Source organism: Variovorax paradoxus (genome assembly GCF_040544635.1).
Classification (GTDB): Bacteria; Pseudomonadota; Gammaproteobacteria; order Burkholderiales; family Burkholderiaceae_C; genus Variovorax; species Variovorax paradoxus_R.
In genome coordinates this window covers 65,459-83,048 of sequence record NZ_JBEPKJ010000010.1, presented here as the reverse complement: position 1 = coordinate 83,048, position 17,590 = coordinate 65,459, and the positions used below count along the sequence as shown (strand labels likewise).

The following is a 17,590-nucleotide window of genomic DNA, read 5'->3' as shown; positions in this document are numbered from 1 at the left end:
TGCCGGCCTTGCGTTGCATTCGCCGCGTGCCGGCAACGCCTACTCCTTCCATCCTTCTGAACAAGCGTCCCCGAGGCGCCTTTTCCCGGATAACGCGAACCATGAATACGGCGGATGCCAAGCGCATTCTAGAAACCGCCTTGATCTGTTCGAGCCAGCCGCTGCCAGTGCGTGATATGCGCGTGCTGTTCGACGACGAGCTGGGCGTGGACACCATCAAGGTGCTGTTGCTTGAACTGCAGGAAGACTGGGCGCAACGCGGCCTGGAGCTGGTGAGCGTCGCCAGTGGCTGGCGCTTTCAAAGCCGGCCGGAGATGCGCGACCACCTCGATCGCCTGCACCCCGAGAAGCCGCCGCGCTACACGCGCGCCGCCCTCGAAACGCTGGCCATCATTGCCTACCGCCAGCCGGTCACGCGCGGCGACATGGAAGACATTCGCGGCGTCACCATCAATTCCCTCATCCTCAAGCAGCTCGAAGACCGCGGCTGGGTCGAGGTAATCGGCCACCGCGAGACCGTCGGCCGGCCAGCGCTTTACGCGACCACGCGGCAGTTTCTCGACGATCTCGGCCTGGGCTCCCTCGACCAACTGCCGCTGATCGAAACGCCGGCCCAGCAGGCGGCGCTGGTCGATGCGCTCGACCAGGCCTCGGGCAACCAGCCGGGGCTGCCGATGGAAATTGCCGGCGACTCCGATGCCGATGCCTCTGCCGCAACAGATGCGAATGCCGAAGCGGTCGACATGGCCGAAACGGCTGAAGCCATCGAAGCGGTCGATGCCGCCGCCGCACAATTCGCCGAGGACGCGGCCTCTCCCGAAGAGCCCGCAGAAATCCCGGCCCTCCCGGAAGCTGAGCCTCCCGTTGTTGCGCTCGAATCCGAAGTCCCGTCGCCCGACGAGACCGATCCCCACGCTGTTTCTCCCGGAAAAACCTCATGAGCCCCTCCGACATTGACGACGCGGCAATCGTGCCGGTCCAGCCCGAATCCGAGAAAAAAGAGGCGGTAGCGGAAGCGTCCGGCCCGTCGTCGGACGCCGATGCGGGTGCTCCCGTTCCAGCTGCCGGCGAAGGTGAAGCTCCCAAGAAAAAGCGTGCCCCGCGCCGCAAGAAGACCGTAGAGCCGGCTGCAGAGGGTGACGCACAGGCGGCACCCGCGGAAAGTTCCGAGCCGGTGATCGAACCCGTCGCTGAAGCAGCCTCTGCGGCCCCCGCGGCGGCTCCAGCTTCGGCGCCAACCCCTGCCGCTCCCATCAAGGCTGCCGCAGCAGCGGAGCAGCGCGAAGAGCGCCGCGAGGAAGAGGGCGCTCGTGGTCAGTACGACGACGAAGAAGAGGAAGAAGAGCCGGACGAGGAAGAGGACGACCTCGACCGCGCACGCCGCGCCGCCGAGCGCGAGCAGCGCAATGCGCTGCCGCCCGAGCCGATCCGCTTCGCGGACGTCATTTCAGGCCAGTTCGACGCCGACGAAGAAAGCCCCGAAGTCCCGCCGCTCAAGCGGGTGCTGCTGCCGGAAGCCGATTCGCCCAAGCTGCACAAGGTGCTGGCGCAGGCCGGCCTGGGTTCGCGGCTTGAAATGGAAGCGTTGATTCTCCAAGGCCGCATCTCGGTCAACAACGAACCGGCCCACATCGGCCAGCGCATTCAATACGGCGACCAGGTCAAGATCAACGGCAAGCCGATTCGCTACCGCATCGCGCCGCCTCCGCCGCGCGTTATCGCGTACCACAAGCCGGTGGGTGAAGTTGTCACGCACGACGATCCGCAGAACCGTCCCACGGTGTTCCGCAAGCTGCCTCGCCTGCAGCAGGGCAAGTGGCAGTCGGTCGGTCGGCTCGACCTGAACACCGAAGGCCTGCTGCTGTTCAGCAGCTCGGGCGACCTGGCCAACCAGCTGATGCACCCTCGTTTCGGCCTGGAGCGCGAGTACGCCGTGCGCGTGCTGGGTGCACTCAATGCCGAGGAAAAGAAGAAGCTGCTCGAAGGTGTGCGCCTCGACGACGGCATGGCCCAGTTCGGCACCATCGAAGAGGGCGGCGGCGAGGGCTCCAACCACTGGTACCGCGTCACCATTTCCGAAGGCCGCAACCGCGAAGTGCGGCGCTTGTTCGAATCGGTGGGACATGCGGTCAGCCGCCTGATCCGCATCCGCTACGGTGCCATGGTGCTTCCGCGCGGACTGAAGCGTGGTGCCTGGATGGAGCTCGACGAGCGCGACATCAACGCGCTGTTCCAGGCCTCCGGCGGCGGCGCACCGCGTCCGCAGCAGCAACGCGGGCCGGGCGGCCAGGAAGGTGCCGGCGGCGGCGGTCGCAACGGACGCAACAAGAAGCGCCGCGGCAATCGCAACGCCGGCGGCGGACAACCGCCGCGCGACATGCGCGATCCGCGAGACGAGAGCCGCGAGGCACCCATCCCGAGTCCGCTGGGCGACGGCCGGCCACCGCGCGGTGAGCGCGGCGGACGTGCCAACCGGGGTGGCGGCAATGCAGGCCTGCCGCCGCAGGGGCGTCGTGGCAATAACAACAACCGTGGCAACCGCCAGGGCGAGGAGCGTCCGCCAAGCGGCGCGAACCAGCCCGATCCGATGAAGACTTCGCTCGGCTACATCGGCGCCGACAGCTTTTCCCGCCAGCGGAAAGAGCAGCGCCAGGGCCCGGGACGACGCGGTGGCGGCGGTCCGGCAGGCGGCGGCCAGGGCGGCCCGGGCGGAAGCCGGCGCCGCGGGCGCTGAAAGCTAGCTGCCCAGCGCAGCCTTTCGCGGGGTTTTCACCAATCCCGGGGGCTGCGCCGGTTAAAATCAGAGGCTTTGTCGCTGTACGGCGCAACATATTCGTTGCAGTTGTGACAAAACACTTCAAAATCAAAGCTCAGGAAGCACTTCAATGGCTATCGAACGTACCCTCTCCATCATCAAGCCCGACGCCGTTGCAAAGAACGTCATCGGCAAGATCGTTTCCCGCTTCGAAGCTGCCGGCCTCAAGATCGTCGCCGCCAAGCTGGTGCATCTCTCGCGCAACGAAGCCGAGCAGTTCTACTCGGTCCACAAGGAACGCCCGTTCTTCAAGGACCTGGTCGAGTTCATGATCTCCGGCCCCGTGTTCGTGCAAGTGCTCGAAGGCGAGAACGCCATCGCCAAGAACCGCGACCTGATGGGCGCCACGGACCCCAAGAAGGCGGCCGCCGGCACCATTCGCGCCGACTTCGCCGACAGCATCGACGCCAATGCCGTGCACGGTTCGGACGCTCCCGAAACCGCAGCGAACGAAGTGGCCTTCTTCTTCGCCGGCCTCAACGTCTACGCGCGCTGAAGCCGTATCCCGGCTGATTTCATGACCACGGCCAACCTGCTCGAATTCGATCTCGAGGGGCTGGCTGCGTTCTGCGAAAAGCTCGGCGAGAAGCGATTCCGCGCCACGCAGCTGTTCCGCTGGATCCACCAGCGTGGCGCCAGCGACTTCGCCCAGATGACCGATCTGGCCAAGTCGCTGCGCGAAAAGCTCGCCACAACCGCTCGCGTCGAGGCCCTTTCGGTTCTCACGCAGCACGAATCCAAGGACGGCACGATCAAGTGGCTGTTCGACGTCGGCGACGGCAATGCCGTCGAAGCCGTATTCATTCCCGAAGACGACCGCGGCACGCTGTGCGTGTCGTCTCAGGCCGGCTGTGCGGTGGGTTGCCGCTTTTGCTCCACGGGGCACCAGGGCTTCAGCCGCAATCTCAGCACGGGTGAAATCGTCGCCCAGCTGTGGTTTGCCGAACACTTCCTGCGCAAGCACCTGAAGCGCGACGATCGCGTCATCTCCAACGTGGTGATGATGGGCATGGGCGAGCCGCTGCAGAACTACTCGGCGCTGGTGCCGGCGCTGCGCACCATGCTCGACGACAACGCCTATGGGCTGTCGCGCCGCCGCGTGACCGTGTCGACCTCCGGGGTGGTGCCGATGATCGACCGGCTGGGCGCCGATTGCCCGGTGGCCATGGCGGTGTCGCTGCATGCGCCCAACGATGCGCTGCGCGACGACCTGGTGCCGCTCAATCGCAAGTACCCCATTGCCGAATTGCTCGAGGCCTGCAAGCGCTACCTGGCGCATGCGCCGCGCGACTTCATCACTTTCGAGTACTGCATGCTCGACGGCGTCAACGATCAGCCTGAGCATGCGCGGCAGCTGGTGGAACTCGTTCGCACCCATGGTGTCTCGTGCAAGTTCAACCTGATTCCGTTCAACCCGTTTCCGGCCTCGGGCCTTCTGCGTTCGCCGCAGCCGCGTGTGCTGGCGTTCGCCAGGACGCTGAGCGAAGCCGGCCTCGTGACCACCGTGCGCAAGACGCGTGGCGACGATATCGACGCCGCTTGCGGGCAGCTTGCCGGCGACGTCAAGGACCGTACCCGCGCGGCCGAACGCATGGCCGCCCAGCGCCGTGCCGTATCGGAGCGCCCTGTTATTTTGCATCCGGTTCGCAAGACCACCCCCCAGGAGCACTGACCTAATGAGCATGGCCTTTCCGATGACCACCGCGAGTGCACAGCGGCTGCTGGCCGCAAGCTTTGCCGGTGTCGCCATGGCGTTTCTGCTCGCGGGCTGCGTCAACACGCGGACCACCACCACCAGCCTGGCCGACACCAGCTCCTCGGGCAAGGGCGCCGAGATCGTGACCGAGTCCGACGAAACCAGCCGGCAGCGCCGTGCGCGGCTTCGCATGGAACTGGCCTCCGGTTATTTCGAGCATGGCCAGAACACCGTGGCGCTCGACGAGATCAAGCAGGCGCTGGTAGCCGATCCCAACTACGCGGACGCCTACAGCCTGCGCGGACTCGTCTACATGCGGCTCGAGGATGTCGGCATGGCCGAAGACAGCTTCCGCCGTGCCATTGCCATCAACCCGCGCGATCCCAACGTGCGGCACAACTACGGCTGGTTGCTGTGCCAGCAGAACCGCTATGGCGATGCGGCCCAGCAGTTCACGGAGGCGCTCGCGGTGCCGAGCTACACCGACCGTTCCAAGACGCTCATGACGCAGGGTGTTTGCCAGCTCAGGGCCGGCCAGCGTCCCGAGGCGGAGCGCACCCTCATGCAGGCCTACGAGATCGATGCCGGGAACCCGGTGGTCGGATTCAATCTGGCCTCGCTGCTGGCACAGCGCGAAGAATGGTCGCGTGCGCAGTTCTACATTCGCCGAGTCAACAACAGTCCTTCGGCCAGTGCCGAGACGCTGTGGCTCGGCGTCAAGATCGAACGACGGCTCAACAACCGCGAGGCAGTTGCGCAGTTGGGGGGGCAACTGCAACGGCGCTTTCCGCAGTCCCGGGAGGCAATAGCGTACGAGCGCGGGAATTTCAATGACTGAACGGGTTTCGGAGTTCGGCACTTCCGCGGCGCTGCCGCTCGAGGAAGGCGACATCACGCACAAGACGGCCGGCGACATGCTTCGCGAGGCGCGCGAGGCACACGGCTTGCATATCGAAATGGTGGCTGCAGCCCTCAAGGTGCCGCCACAGAAACTCATGGCGCTCGAGGCGGACGATATCGATTCGCTGCCCGACCCGGTCTTTGCCCGGGCCTTGGCAAGCAGCGTCTGCCGCGCCTTGCGCATCGATCCCGCCCCCGTGCTTGCGAAGCTTCCGGGTGCGCAGCGCGCGCCGCTGGCGGTGGCCGACCGCACGCTCAAGAGCAACATCGTTTCCGGCAAGCCGCGCTGGAATGGCAGCCGCTCCAACGGACTTCCATCGCGCGCGCTGCTGATCGTGGTGGCGCTGCTTCTGATCGGCGCAGGCGTGCTGTTCTGGCTGCCCCAGTCGGCTTTCGACCAGATCGGCTCCGCCGTATCGCGCTGGACGGCGCGCGGCGAGACCGAAACAGGTTCGGTGACCGAGGCACCCGTGGCCGCATCGACTTCAGGCGGATCCGTCGTCGAAAGCGCGCCGGTGTCGCCTGTGGCACCCACGGGACCTGCCGCGCCTGCAACACCTGTCACGCCTGCAGCACCCGGGGCATCGAGTGCGCCGCCCGCCAATTCCTTGTCCACCGCCAATGCTGCGGCAACCGCGTCGGTGCCCGCTGCCGGCACCGGCCAGCCGCTTGTCTTCGTCGCACGCGAGGACTGCTGGGTCACCGTGACCGAAGCCGGCGGCAAGCAGTTGCTGCGCCGCATCGTGCAGGCCGGCGAAACGGTGGGCTTGTCTGGAGCGCTGCCGTTGTCGGTGGTGGTGGGGCGCGCATCGGCGGTCGATGTGCAAGTGCGCGGAAAGCCCTACGATCTGAAGCCTGTCACGCGCGGCGGCGGCGTGGCGCGTTTCGAGGTGACATCGTGACCGACTGCACTGCGCAACCCATCGAATCTGCGGCGCCCAAGGCGCGCCGCTCGCGCCAGGCTCAGGTGGTCTGGGGTGCGCGTACCGTCACGGTCGGCGGCGACGCACCCGTGCGGGTGCAGTCCATGACCAACACCGACACGGTCGATGCCATCGGCACGGCCATCCAGGTGAAGGAGCTCGCCACCGCGGGTTCGGAGATGGTGCGCATTACCGTCAACACGCCCGAGGCTGCCGCCCAGGTGCCCTACATTCGCGAGCAGCTCGACCGCATGGGCATCGACGTGCCGCTGATCGGCGACTTCCACTACAACGGCCACCGCCTGCTCACCGACTATCCGGCCTGCGCCGAGGCGCTGAGCAAGTACCGCATCAATCCCGGCAACGTGGGCAAGGGCGACAAGCGCGACCGCCAGTTCGGCCAGATGATCGATGCGGCCATGCGGTGGAACAAGCCCGTGCGCATCGGCGTGAACTGGGGCAGCCTCGACCAGGAACTGCTCGCCAGCCTGATGGACATCAACAGCCAGCGTGCCGAGCCCTGGGACGCGAAGCAGGTGATGTACGAGGCGCTGATCACCTCGGCCATCGAATCCGCCAAGCTGGCCGAGTCGATGGGCATGGCCGGCAACCAGGTCATCCTGTCGTGCAAGGTGAGCGGCGTGCAAGACCTGATCTCGGTGTACCGCGAGCTCGCCAAGCGCTGCGACTATCCGCTGCACCTCGGTCTCACCGAAGCCGGCATGGGCACCAAGGGCACGGTGGCTTCGGCGACGGCGCTTTCGATCCTGCTGCAAGAGGGCATCGGCGACACCATTCGCGTGTCGCTCACGCCGCAACCGGGCGAGTCGCGCACGCAAGAAGTGCTGATCGCCAACGAAATTTTGCAAGCCCTGGGCCTGCGCGTGTTCGTGCCGAGCGTCACGGCCTGCCCGGGCTGCGGCCGCACCACGAGCACCACGTTCCAGGAACTCGCCAAGCAGATCGACGACTACCTGCGCATGCAGATGCCGGTCTGGCGCAAGAAATATCCGGGCGTCGAGACGATGAAGGTGGCCGTCATGGGCTGCATCGTCAACGGCCCCGGCGAGAGCAAGCACGCCGACATCGGCATCAGCCTGCCCGGTACCGGCGAGGCACCCGCTGCGCCGGTCTTCATCGACGGCGAAAAGGCCCTCACGCTGCGCGGCGACAATATCGCCAACGAGTTTCACCAACTCGTCGAAACCTACATTGAAAAGCGCTTTGGCGGCGAACACGCAGCCCTGGCCTGACACCTCCGCAGACTCATGGCTGAAAAACTGAATGCCGTCAAAGGCATGAACGACATATTGCCGCCCGAATCGGCGCGCTGGGAGTGGCTCGAGGCCACCGTGCGCGACCTGATGGGGCGCTTTGCGTACCGCAATGTGCGCACGCCGATCCTGGAGCGCACGGCCCTGTTCGTGCGCGGCATCGGCGAAGTCACCGACATCGTCGAGAAGGAGATGTACTCCTTTGAAGATCGCGCCGACAAGCACGGCAAGTTCGAACATCTGACCATGCGCCCCGAGAACACGGCCGGCCTGGTGCGCGCGGTGATCGAGCACAACATGCTGTACGAAGGCCCCAAGCGGCTCTGGTACACCGGGCCGATGTTTCGCCGCGAGAACGTGCAGCGCGGGCGGTTCCGCCAGTTCCACCAGATCGGCGCGGAAGCCCTGGGCTTTGCAGGCCCTGACGTCGATGCGGAGCTGATCCTGCTGGCCAACGCGCTGTGGAAGGCCATTGGCTTGACCGACGTGCGGCTCGAACTCAACAGCCTGGGCCAACCCGCCGAGCGCGCGCTTCACCGCGCCCAGCTCATTGCCCACTTCGAGAAGCATGCCGACAAGCTCGACGAGGACGGCAAGCGCCGCCTGCACAGCAATCCGCTGCGCATTCTTGACACCAAGAATCCGGCAATGAAGGACGTGGTCGAATCGGCACCGAAGCTGATTGACTTTCTCGGGGCTGAATCGCTTGCGCACTTCGAGGGACTGCAAGCCATCCTCAAGGCCAACGACGTCGCGTTCACGATCAACCCGCGTCTGGTGCGCGGGCTCGACTACTACAACCTCAGCGTCTTCGAGTTCGTGACCGACCGCCTAGGTTCTCAGGGCACAGTGTGTGCCGGCGGCCGCTACGACGACCTGATTGCGCAAATCGGCGGCAAGCCGGCGCCGGCCGTGGGATGGGCTATGGGCATTGAACGCGTGCTCGATCTGCTGAAGGAGCAGGGCGCCGAGGTTTCCGCGCCCGCACCCGACGCCTATGCCGTGGTGCCCGACGCTGGGTCGATGCCCGTGGTGTTGCGTACCCTGCAGCAGTTGCGTGAGTCGGGTATCAGCGTGCAGATGCACGCGGCCACGGCGGACGGCCTGAGCAGCTTCAAGGCGCAGATGAAGAAAGCCGACGCCAGCGGCGCCACCTACGCACTGATTTTCGGCGCCGATGAACTTGCGCGCGGCGAAGTGACTCTCAAGTCGTTGCGCGACGGAAGCGGCGCGCAGAGCGCCCGCGCGCTCGCCGAAGTGGCCACCTGGGCCGCCACCCTACAATCGCCGGCTCCCAACATCTGATACGCATGGCAACCCATCTCGATCTCGACGAACAGGAACAGCTCGACCAGCTCAAGCATTTCTGGAACACCTACGGCACCCTGATCACCTGGGTGATATTGCTCGTGGCCGGGGCCTTCGTGGCCTGGAACGGCTGGCAATATTTCCAGCGCAACAAGGCGGCGCAGGCTGCGGCGCTTTACGACGAAGTCGAGCGCAGCGCGCAGTCCGGCGACGTGGAGCGCATCCAGCGCGTGCTGGGCGACATGAAAGAACGCTTCGCCAAGACCGCCTATGCACAGCAGGCCGGCCTCCTGGCCGCCAAGACGCTGTACGAGAAGGGCAATCTCGAAGCTTCGCGCGCAGCCCTCGGCTGGGTCGCCGAAAGCGCCGTCGATCCGGGCTACAAGGCGGTTGCCAAGCTTCGGCTGGCGGCCGAACTGCTCGACAGCAAGTCGTACGACGAAGCGCTCAAGCAGCTTGCAGGCGACGTGCCCAAGGAATTCGAACCGCTCGTGGCCGATCGCAAGGGCGACATCTACATGGCCCAGGGCAAGCGCGACGAAGCGCAAGCCGAATACCGCAAGGCCTGGACCGGGCTTGGTCCGACGTCCGACTACCGGCGTCTTGTCGAATTCAAGCTCAACGCCGCTGGCGTTGATCCGAAGAGCCTGGCACCTGTGATCACGGTCACTCCGGCAGCCCCTAAAAAATCCTGATCGCATTATGAATTTCAAGCGTTTCAAGCCTGAGTCGTCCGTCCTGCGCGCGGGTTCGGCTATTGTTTTGGTAGCAATGCTGGCGGCCTGCTCGGGCACCAGCAAGCCCAAGCCGGCCGAACTGCCCGCCAACCCCGCCTTGTTCGGGGTGCGACAGGCCTGGAGCGTGCGCATCCCGGCCGTGAGCTTCCCGCTCGCGACCGACGTCAGCGGCGACATCGTGACCGTGGCCGGTACCGACGGCACCGTGGTCGCCATCGACGCCCGCGCCGGCCGCGAGACCTGGCGCGCCAATGCCGGCGCCACGCTGGCGGCAGGTGTCGGCAGCGACGGCTCGCTGGCCGCGGTCGTCACCACCAACAACGAACTGGTGGCCATGGAAGGCGGCAAGGTCCTCTGGAAACAGCGGCTTTCGGCGCAGGCTTTTACCGCGCCGCTGGTGGCCGGCCGGCGCATCTTCGTGCAGACCGCCGACCGCAGCATCAGCGCCTGGGACGGCCAGAGCGGCCGCCGCCTTTGGCTGCAGCAGCGCACCGCCGAAAACCTCGTGCTGAAGAAGTCGGGTGTCTTGATTGCCGTGGGTGACACGCTGGTGTCGGGCATCGGCGGCCGACTGGTCGGTATCAACCCGGCCAACGGCACCTCGCGCTGGGAAGCACCCATTGCCGCACCTCGCGGCACCAACGATGTGGAGCGCCTGGTCGATCTGACCGGCAGCGTGAGCCGCGTCGGCGACACCGTCTGCGCACGGGCCTACTACGCCAACGTTGGCTGCGTCGACACCCTTCGCGGCCAGTTGCTGTGGACCAAGCCGGCATCAGGCGCCGAAGGCGTCAGCGGTGACGAAAGCTTTGTGTACGGCACGGAATCGGACGGCAGCGTCACGGCCTGGCGCCGTGCCGATGGCGAGCGCGCCTGGCAGTCGACCCGTTTCAAGAACCGCGTCCTGACCGGCCCGCTGGCGGTGGGGCGTTCGCTGGTCATCGGCGAAAGCACGGGCACGCTGCACTTCGTCTCGCGCGAAGATGGCGCACTGCTCAATCGCGTGACGCCCGACGGCTCCGCCATTGGCGTTACTCCGGTGATGGCCGGCAATACGGTGGTCGTGGTGACTGCCAACGGCGGTGTGTTTGGCTATCGCCCTGAATAACTTTTTCGAAGGCCCGCCCATGAAAACCGCGCCCCTGAAAGGCCGGCCATGAAGCCGGTCGTGGCCCTGGTCGGGCGTCCCAACGTCGGCAAGTCGACCCTTTTCAACCGCCTGACTCAAACGCGCGACGCCATCGTCGCCGACTTTGCCGGGCTCACGCGCGACCGCCACTACGGCAACGGCCGCCTGGGCAAGCACGAGTTCATCGTCATCGACACGGGTGGCTTCGAGCCCGATGCCGGCAGCGGCATCTACAAGGAAATGGCCAAGCAGACGCGGCAGGCCGTGGCCGAGGCCGATGTCGTGATCTTCGTGGTCGACGCCCGAGAAGGCCTTTCGGCGCAAGACCACGACATTGCCAACGAACTGCGCAGGCTCGGCAAGCCCTGCGTGCTGGCGGCCAATAAGGCCGAAGGCATGCATGACGGCACCAAGCTCGTCGACTTCTACGAGCTGGGCTTCGGCGACGTGCACGGCGTTTCCGCGGCACACGGGCAGGGCATGCGCGACCTGGTCGAGCTGGCGCTCGAGCCGCTGAACCTGCCGGATCCGGAAGACGAAACCGACGAAGACGACGTCAACAAGCCGATCAAGCTGGCGGTGGCCGGACGGCCCAACGTGGGCAAGTCCACGCTGATCAACACCTGGCTCGGTGAAGAGCGCCTGGTCGCCTTCGACCTGCCGGGCACCACGCGCGATGCCATTTCGGTGCCCTTCGAGCGCAACGGCCAGCGCTTCGAGTTGATCGACACGGCCGGTCTGCGCCGCAAGGGCAAGGTGTTCGAGGCGATCGAGAAGTTCTCGGTGGTCAAGACGCTGCAGGCCATCGAGTCGGCCAACGTCGTGCTGCTGCTGCTCGACGCCACGCAGGGCGTGACCGACCAGGACGCGCACATTGCCGGCTACATCCTCGAAAGCGGACGGGCGGTGGTGATTGCCATCAACAAGTGGGATGCGGTCGACAGCTATCAGCGCGAGCAGATCCAGCGCCAGATCGAAACTCGCCTGCCGTTCCTCAAGTTCGCGTCGCTGCATTTCATCTCGGCCATCAAGCGCCAGGGCCTGGGCCCGGTGTGGCAGGCGATTGCGCAGGCGCACAAGTCGGCCACGCGCAAGATGTCGACACCGATATTGACCCGGCTGCTGCTGGAGGCGGTGCAGTTCCAGTCGCCCAAGCGCGCGGGCATGTTCCGCCCCAAGTTGCGTTATGCGCACCAGGGCGGCATGAATCCGCCGGTGATCATCATCCACGGCAATTCGCTGGAGCATGTCACCGAGGCGTACAAGCGCTTTCTCGAAGGGCGCTTCCGCAAGGAATTCGATCTGGTGGGCACGCCCTTGCGCATCCAGTTCAAAAGCTCGCAAAATCCCTTTGCGGACAAGGACGACTGAACGGGCTTGGCTACCGATGGCAGCCAATGAGCTGCGCCTGCGCCGGAAGTTCCGCCTTTTGAGAGACGTTATTTTTCAAAGGCTTTTGACCCCGATTGCTGCAGCGCAGAAACCCTGTGTTAAGGTCATCTCTCCAACAACTACTCTTGAACACGGAGAATATCGTGAGCAATAAAGGGCAACTTCTACAAGACCCGTTTCTGAACACCCTGCGTCGCGAGCATGTGCCGGTTTCCATTTATCTGGTGAACGGTATCAAGCTGCAGGGCCAGATCGAGTCTTTCGACCAGTACGTCGTGTTGCTTCGCAATACGGTGACACAAATGGTCTACAAGCACGCCATTTCCACTATCGTGCCGGGTCGTGCCGTCAACTTCTCGGCTGCCGAGAACGACGACGCCGCAGCCTGATCGCGCGGAGCGCGGCGGTAACCCGCCGCGCTTTTTCCATATTGATCCCGCTTGTCTGAACTGAACTCCCGCCAGGAAGGCGCCGCCGTTCTCGTCGGCGTCGATTTCGGGCTGCCCCATTTCGACAGCGAACTCGAGGAACTCGGCCTGCTCGCACAGACCGCGGGCCTGGAACCTGTCGCACGCCTCGTATGCAAACGCAAGGCGCCCGACGCGGCGCTTTTCGTTGGAAGCGGCAAAGCCGACGAAATCAAGGAGCTGGCTGCGCTGCACCAAGCCAGCGAGGTCATCTTCGACCAGTCGCTGAGCCCCGCGCAGCAGCGCAATCTCGAGCGCCAGCTCGACGTGGCGGTCTACGATCGCACGTTCCTCATTCTCGAAATTTTTGCGCAGCGCGCCCGCTCTCATGAGGGCAAGCTGCAGGTCGAGCTTGCCCGTCTGCAGTACCTCAGTACTCGCCTGGTTCGCCGCTGGTCCCACCTTGAACGCCAGACAGGCGGCGCGGGTGTGCGCGGCGGCCCGGGTGAAAAGCAGATCGAACTCGACCGCCGGATGATCAGCGAGTCGATCAAGCGCACGCGCGAGCGCCTGGCCAAGGTGCAGAAGCAGCGCGGCACGCAGCGCCGCCAGCGCGAGCGCCGGGAAACCTTCAACATCTCGCTCGTCGGCTATACCAACGCGGGCAAGTCGTCGCTGTTCAATGCACTGGTGAAGGCTCGCGCCTATGCGGCCGACCAGCTTTTTGCGACGCTCGACACCACCACGCGCAACCTCTATCTGGGCGATGCCCGCCGTCAGGTCTCCATTTCGGACACGGTCGGCTTCATTCGCGACCTGCCGCACGGCCTGGTCGATGCGTTCAAGGCCACCCTGCAGGAGGCCGTCGATGCCGACTTGCTGCTGCATGTGGTGGATGCCTCCAACCCGCATTTCCCCGAGCAGATGGCCGAGGTGCAATCGGTTCTTCGCGACATCGGTGCCGACACTGTTCCGCAGCTTCTGGTGTTCAACAAGCTCGATGCTCTTGAAACTGCGCAGCATCCGCTGCATCTGCAGGACGAGATGGAAATCGACGGCGTGCAGGTTCCGCGTATCTTCCTCAGCGCGCGCAGCGGCGAGGGCGTGCCCCTGTTGCGGGCCGAGCTGGCCCGCCGGTCGGGTTCCGTGGGCGATACGATGACCCCAGAGGCCGACACTGAATTGCACGATACCGCCAATTGATTGGGCACAATCCCGCCACTGACAAGAGAACGAAGCGAATGAATGCAAAGCCAGCGTGGAGAGGGTTTCTGGGCATGTTCAACCTGAACGATGGCCGGTGGGGTCGTGGCGATGAGCCCGCATCCAACGGCGACCGCCCGACCGGCAACCGACCTCCTGATGCAGACCCACCGGGTGCGCCGACACCACCACCGCCTTCGGGCAACGGCAACAACGGCAACAACAACGGCAACCGTCCCCGCGGGCAGGGCCCGAACCAGGGGCCGCCGGATCTCGACGAGCTCTGGCGCGACCTCAATCGCAAGCTCGGCGGCTTTTTCGGCGGCAAGGGCGGCGGCAATCGCCCCAGCGGCGGTGATGGCGGCGGCAACGGGTACCGGCCCGACATGAAAAACGCAGGCTTCGGCCTTGGGTTGGTGGCCATCGTGGCCGTTCTGATCTGGCTGGGCACCGGCTTCTTCATCGTGAACGAAGGCCAGCAGGCCGTGGTCACCCAGTTCGGGCGCTACAAGGCGACCGTGAACGCCGGCTTCAATTGGCGGCTGCCGTATCCCATTCAGCGCCACGAAGTGGTGGTGACTTCGCAGATCCGCTCCACGGACGTGGGGCGCGACGCCATCGTGCGATCCACCGGCCTGCGCGAGTCGGCCATGCTGACCGAAGACGAGAACATCGTCGAAATCAAGTTCGCCGTGCAATACCGCCTGAGCAACGCGCGCGCCTACCTGTACGAAAGCAAGTCGCCGAGCGAAACCATCATCCAGGTGGCGGAGAGCTCCGTGCGCGAAGTGGTCGGCAAGATGAAGATGGACGCGGCGCTGGCGGAGGAGCGTGACCAGATCGCGCCTCGCGTGCGCACGCTGATGCAGACCATCCTCGACCGCTACCAGGTTGGTGTCGAAGTGGTCAACATCAACTTGCAGCAGGGCGGCGTGCGACCGCCCGAGCAGGTGCAGGCGGCGTTCGACGACGTGCTCAAGGCCGGCCAGGAGCGCGAGCGCGCCAAGAACGAAGCCCAGGCCTATGCCAACGACGTGGTGCCGCGTGCAACGGGTACCGCATCGCGCCTGAAGGAAGAATCCGAAGCCTACAAGGCGCGCATCGTTGCGCAGGCGCAAGGCGATGCCGGCCGCTTCGGCGCCGTGCTGGCCGAATACCAGAAGGCGCCGCAGGTCACCCGCGACCGCATGTACACCGACGCCATGCAGCAGATCTATGCCAGCACCACCAAGGTACTGGTCGATACCAAGCAAGGCTCTAACCTGCTGTACCTGCCGCTCGACAAGCTCATGCAGATGAGCGGCAGCAACGCGGCGACGCCGGTCGATGCAGCCAGCCCGAGCGTGGCCGGCACTGCGCCAGCCCAGTCCTCCGTGATCCCGGTGGCTCCGCCCGCAGGCGACAACCGTGCCCGCGATGGGCGTTCGCGCGACCGCGACGTGCGTTGAAAAGGCTAAGAAGAACATGAACAGAATCGGATTCATCGCCTCGTCGATCCTTGTCCTGCTGGTGCTGCTGAGCTCGACCCTCTTCGTGGTCGACCAGCGCCAGTTCGGCGTGGTGTACGCCCTGGGCCAGATCAAGCAGGTCATTACCGAGCCGGGCTTGCACTTCAAGCTGCCGCCACCGCTGCAGAACGTGTCGTACATCGACAAGCGGCTGCTCACGCTTTCCAGTCTCGACACCGAGCCCATGCTCACCGCCGAGAAGCAGCGCGTGGTGATCGACTGGTATGTGCGCTGGCGCATCACCGATCCGCAGGCCTACATCCGCAACGTCGGCCTCGACGAGAGCGCGGGCGCCACGCAGCTCAACCGCGTGGTTCGCAACGCCTTCCAGGAAAACATCAACAAGCGCACCGTGCGCGACCTGATTTCCGTGCGCCGCGAAGCCTTGATGGCCGACGTGCAGCGCGAAGTGCTGGCCGTGGTGAAGGGCGCCAAGCCCTGGGGCGTGGACGTGGTCGACGTGCGCATCACGCGTGTCGACTATGTGGAGGCCATTACCGAGTCGGTCTATCGCCGTATGGAGGCAGAGCGCAAGCGCGTTGCCAACGAACTGCGTTCGACCGGTTTTGCCGAAGGCGAAAAGATTCGCGCAGACGCCGACCGCCAGCGCGAAGTGATCGTGGCCAACGCCTACCGCGACGCCCAGAAGATCAAGGGCGAGGGCGATGCCCAAGCCGCTGGAGCCTACAGCGAGGCCTTCGGCCGCGACCCGCAGTTCGCGCAGTTCTACCGCAGCCTCGAGGCCTACAAGCAGAGTTTCAACAAGAAGAGCGACGTGATGGTGCTGGACCCGTCGTCCGACTTCTTCCGTGCCATGCAGAGCGCCGGCACGCCGGCAGGCAACGCACCGCGCCGCTGATCCGGCGGCCGGGTTCGTCGTCGTGAGCGCCGAAATATTCTGGAGCGCGCTGGCGCTGGTCCTGGTGATCGAGGGCATCCTGCCTTTCGTGTCGCCGGGCGGCTGGCGGCGCGGCTTCGGGCAGCTCATGCAGCTGCGCGACGGCCAGCTGCGTTTCTTCGGACTTTGCAGCATCTTGCTGGGTTTGCTTCTCCTTTGGGTTTTCGGATAGCGCGGTCCCGGTAGAATCCCGGTTTAACCACGCCCCCGATCCCCATGTCCGCCTGGGTCCTCCCGGATCACATTGCCGATGTGCTGCCTTCCGAGGCGCGCCACATCGAAGAACTTCGACGCCAGCTGCTCGATACCGCCCGTGGCTATGGCTACGAGCTGGTGATGCCGCCGCTGCTCGAGCACCTCGAGTCGTTGCTGTCGGGCACCGGCGAGGCGCTCGACCTCCAAACCTTCAAGCTCGTCGACCAGCTCTCCGGCCGCAGCATGGGCCTGCGGGCCGACACCACCCCCCAGGTGGCGCGCATCGATGCCCACCTGCTGAACCGCGAAGGCGTGGCACGCCTGTGCTACTGCGGGCCGGTGCTGCATACCCGCCCCGACCGGCCTCACGCCACCCGCGAGCCGCTGCAGTTCGGCGCCGAAATCTATGGCCACGCCGGGCTCGAAGCCGACACCGAAGTCCTGCTGCTGGCACTCGATTGCCTCCATGCAGCGGGAATCGGCGAAGGCCTGATCGTCGACCTGGCGGACGCACGCATCGTGCGGGCGCTGTTTGCCGGCGTGCCGGTCGATGCCGCGGTGCTGGCACGCGTGCACGCGGCGCTGGTGGCCAAGGACGCGAGCGAACTGCATGCGCTCACGCGCAATTTCCCCGCTTCGTCGCGCGACGGCCTGCGCGCACTGGTTCAGCTGTATGGCGACGAGTCGGTGCTCGACGAGGCCGCCAAAGCCCTGAAAGGCACGCCCGCCGTGAGCGCGGCCCTGGCCGGGTTGAAGCAGTTGGCAGCCAGCCTGCAGGGCGGTTCGGCGCGGCAGATCAGTTTCGACCTGGCCGACCTGCGCGGCTATGCGTATTACAGCGGCATGCGTTTCGGCATCTACGTGCCGGGCGCGGCCGATGCGCTGGTGCGCGGCGGCCGTTATGACGAAGTCGGTGCCGTGTTCGGCCGCAACCGCCCGGCGGTCGGCTTCAGCCTCGACGTGCGCGAGCTGGTCGGCGTGCTGCCGGCCCGCCCGCTGCGCGCAGCCATCCGCGCGCCCTGGAGCGACGCGGCCGGCCTGCGCCAGGCCATTGCCGGGCTGCGCAAGGCCGGCGAGACCGTGGTCTGCGTGCTGCCCGGCCACGGCAGCGAAATCGATGAATTCCATTGCGACCGCGAGCTCGTCGAGCAAGCAGGGCAGTGGCAAGTCCGAGCCATCTGAATTTTTGAAGTAATGGAACGAGC

Annotated in this window: 17 protein-coding genes; all 17 read left to right on the top strand. The window is 65.5% G+C overall.

Going from position 1 to position 17,590, the window contains the following annotated elements; genetic code table 11:
* Nucleotides 1-101: 101 nt before the first annotated feature.
* The 17 genes from scpB (at nt 102) to ABIC94_RS17555 (ending at nt 17,567) form a co-directional block, all read left to right on the top strand.
* Nucleotides 102-941, top strand: a complete 840-nt coding sequence (scpB, locus tag ABIC94_RS17635; RefSeq protein ID WP_354374293.1) for an SMC-Scp complex subunit ScpB — start codon at nt 102-104, stop codon at nt 939-941.
* Nucleotides 938-2,734 (top strand): pseudouridine synthase, encoded by a 1,797-nt coding sequence (locus ABIC94_RS17630; RefSeq protein WP_354374292.1) that lies wholly within the window; start codon nt 938-940, stop codon nt 2,732-2,734. Before scpB ends, ABIC94_RS17630 begins: the two co-directional genes overlap by 4 nt.
* Nucleotides 2,735-2,885: 151 nt before the next feature.
* Nucleotides 2,886-3,311, top strand: coding sequence for a nucleoside-diphosphate kinase (gene ndk, locus ABIC94_RS17625; protein WP_258505846.1), 426 nt, complete (start codon nt 2,886-2,888; stop codon nt 3,309-3,311).
* A 21-nt stretch (nt 3,312-3,332) separates the two neighbouring features.
* On the top strand, nt 3,333-4,487 hold the full coding sequence (rlmN, locus tag ABIC94_RS17620) for a 23S rRNA (adenine(2503)-C(2))-methyltransferase RlmN (protein WP_354374291.1): 1,155 nt from the start codon (nt 3,333-3,335) through the stop codon (nt 4,485-4,487).
* 4 nt (nt 4,488-4,491) lie between these two features.
* Nucleotides 4,492-5,349 (top strand): type IV pilus biogenesis/stability protein PilW, encoded by an 858-nt coding sequence (gene pilW / locus ABIC94_RS17615; RefSeq protein ID WP_354374290.1) that lies wholly within the window; start codon nt 4,492-4,494, stop codon nt 5,347-5,349.
* Entirely contained in the window at nt 5,342-6,313 is a 972-nt protein-coding gene (locus ABIC94_RS17610; protein WP_354374289.1) for a helix-turn-helix domain-containing protein, read from the top strand. The genes pilW and ABIC94_RS17610 overlap by 8 nt, the downstream gene beginning before the upstream one ends.
* The gene (ispG, locus tag ABIC94_RS17605; RefSeq protein WP_354374288.1) at nt 6,310-7,587 is read left to right on the top strand and encodes a flavodoxin-dependent (E)-4-hydroxy-3-methylbut-2-enyl-diphosphate synthase; all 1,278 of its coding nucleotides are present in this window, start codon (nt 6,310-6,312) and stop codon (nt 7,585-7,587) included. Before ABIC94_RS17610 ends, ispG begins: the two co-directional genes overlap by 4 nt.
* A gap of 15 nt (nt 7,588-7,602) precedes the next feature.
* A complete protein-coding gene (gene hisS / locus ABIC94_RS17600; protein WP_354374287.1) occupies nt 7,603-8,913 on the top strand; it encodes a histidine--tRNA ligase in 1,311 nt (436 codons plus the stop codon).
* A 5-nt stretch (nt 8,914-8,918) separates the two neighbouring features.
* The gene (locus ABIC94_RS17595) at nt 8,919-9,611 is read left to right on the top strand and encodes a YfgM family protein (protein WP_354374286.1); all 693 of its coding nucleotides are present in this window, start codon (nt 8,919-8,921) and stop codon (nt 9,609-9,611) included.
* A 7-nt stretch (nt 9,612-9,618) separates the two neighbouring features.
* A complete protein-coding gene (gene bamB / locus ABIC94_RS17590; RefSeq protein ID WP_354374285.1) occupies nt 9,619-10,761 on the top strand; it encodes an outer membrane protein assembly factor BamB in 1,143 nt (380 codons plus the stop codon).
* A gap of 48 nt (nt 10,762-10,809) precedes the next feature.
* Complete coding sequence (gene der, locus ABIC94_RS17585) at nt 10,810-12,153, top strand: ribosome biogenesis GTPase Der (RefSeq protein ID WP_354374284.1); 1,344 nt, start codon at nt 10,810-10,812, stop codon at nt 12,151-12,153.
* A gap of 164 nt (nt 12,154-12,317) precedes the next feature.
* On the top strand, nt 12,318-12,563 hold the full coding sequence (hfq, locus tag ABIC94_RS17580) for an RNA chaperone Hfq (protein ID WP_012747311.1): 246 nt from the start codon (nt 12,318-12,320) through the stop codon (nt 12,561-12,563).
* A 51-nt stretch (nt 12,564-12,614) separates the two neighbouring features.
* Nucleotides 12,615-13,784: a GTPase HflX gene (gene hflX, locus ABIC94_RS17575; protein ID WP_354374283.1), complete on the top strand. Its 1,170-nt coding sequence runs from the start codon at nt 12,615-12,617 to the stop codon at nt 13,782-13,784.
* A gap of 74 nt (nt 13,785-13,858) precedes the next feature.
* Nucleotides 13,859-15,232, top strand: coding sequence for an FtsH protease activity modulator HflK (gene hflK / locus ABIC94_RS17570; RefSeq protein WP_354374463.1), 1,374 nt, complete (start codon nt 13,859-13,861; stop codon nt 15,230-15,232).
* A 16-nt stretch (nt 15,233-15,248) separates the two neighbouring features.
* A complete protein-coding gene (hflC, locus tag ABIC94_RS17565) occupies nt 15,249-16,151 on the top strand; it encodes a protease modulator HflC (protein WP_354374282.1) in 903 nt (300 codons plus the stop codon).
* A gap of 22 nt (nt 16,152-16,173) precedes the next feature.
* Nucleotides 16,174-16,362: a DUF2065 domain-containing protein gene (locus ABIC94_RS17560; protein ID WP_307700542.1), complete on the top strand. Its 189-nt coding sequence runs from the start codon at nt 16,174-16,176 to the stop codon at nt 16,360-16,362.
* A gap of 44 nt (nt 16,363-16,406) precedes the next feature.
* The gene (locus ABIC94_RS17555) at nt 16,407-17,567 is read left to right on the top strand and encodes an ATP phosphoribosyltransferase regulatory subunit (protein ID WP_354374281.1); all 1,161 of its coding nucleotides are present in this window, start codon (nt 16,407-16,409) and stop codon (nt 17,565-17,567) included.
* The last annotated feature ends 23 nt before the right edge of the window (nt 17,568-17,590 follow it).

What these genes read in the sequence shown, in the direction of transcription:
- scpB (WP_354374293.1), top strand. Translation starts at nt 102, where the DNA reads ATGAATACGGCGGATGCCAAGCGCATTCTAGAAACCGCCTTGATCTGT.
- ABIC94_RS17630 (WP_354374292.1), top strand. Translation starts at nt 938, where the DNA reads ATGAGCCCCTCCGACATTGACGACGCGGCAATCGTGCCGGTCCAGCCC.
- ndk (WP_258505846.1), top strand. Translation starts at nt 2,886, where the DNA reads ATGGCTATCGAACGTACCCTCTCCATCATCAAGCCCGACGCCGTTGCA.
- rlmN (WP_354374291.1), top strand. Translation starts at nt 3,333, where the DNA reads ATGACCACGGCCAACCTGCTCGAATTCGATCTCGAGGGGCTGGCTGCG.
- pilW (WP_354374290.1), top strand. Translation starts at nt 4,492, where the DNA reads ATGAGCATGGCCTTTCCGATGACCACCGCGAGTGCACAGCGGCTGCTG.
- ABIC94_RS17610 (WP_354374289.1), top strand. Translation starts at nt 5,342, where the DNA reads ATGACTGAACGGGTTTCGGAGTTCGGCACTTCCGCGGCGCTGCCGCTC.
- hisS (WP_354374287.1), top strand. Translation starts at nt 7,603, where the DNA reads ATGGCTGAAAAACTGAATGCCGTCAAAGGCATGAACGACATATTGCCG.
- ABIC94_RS17595 (WP_354374286.1), top strand. Translation starts at nt 8,919, where the DNA reads ATGGCAACCCATCTCGATCTCGACGAACAGGAACAGCTCGACCAGCTC.
- bamB (WP_354374285.1), top strand. Translation starts at nt 9,619, where the DNA reads ATGAATTTCAAGCGTTTCAAGCCTGAGTCGTCCGTCCTGCGCGCGGGT.
- der (WP_354374284.1), top strand. Translation starts at nt 10,810, where the DNA reads ATGAAGCCGGTCGTGGCCCTGGTCGGGCGTCCCAACGTCGGCAAGTCG.
- hflK (WP_354374463.1), top strand. Translation starts at nt 13,859, where the DNA reads ATGTTCAACCTGAACGATGGCCGGTGGGGTCGTGGCGATGAGCCCGCA.
- hflC (WP_354374282.1), top strand. Translation starts at nt 15,249, where the DNA reads ATGAACAGAATCGGATTCATCGCCTCGTCGATCCTTGTCCTGCTGGTG.
- ABIC94_RS17555 (WP_354374281.1), top strand. Translation starts at nt 16,407, where the DNA reads ATGTCCGCCTGGGTCCTCCCGGATCACATTGCCGATGTGCTGCCTTCC.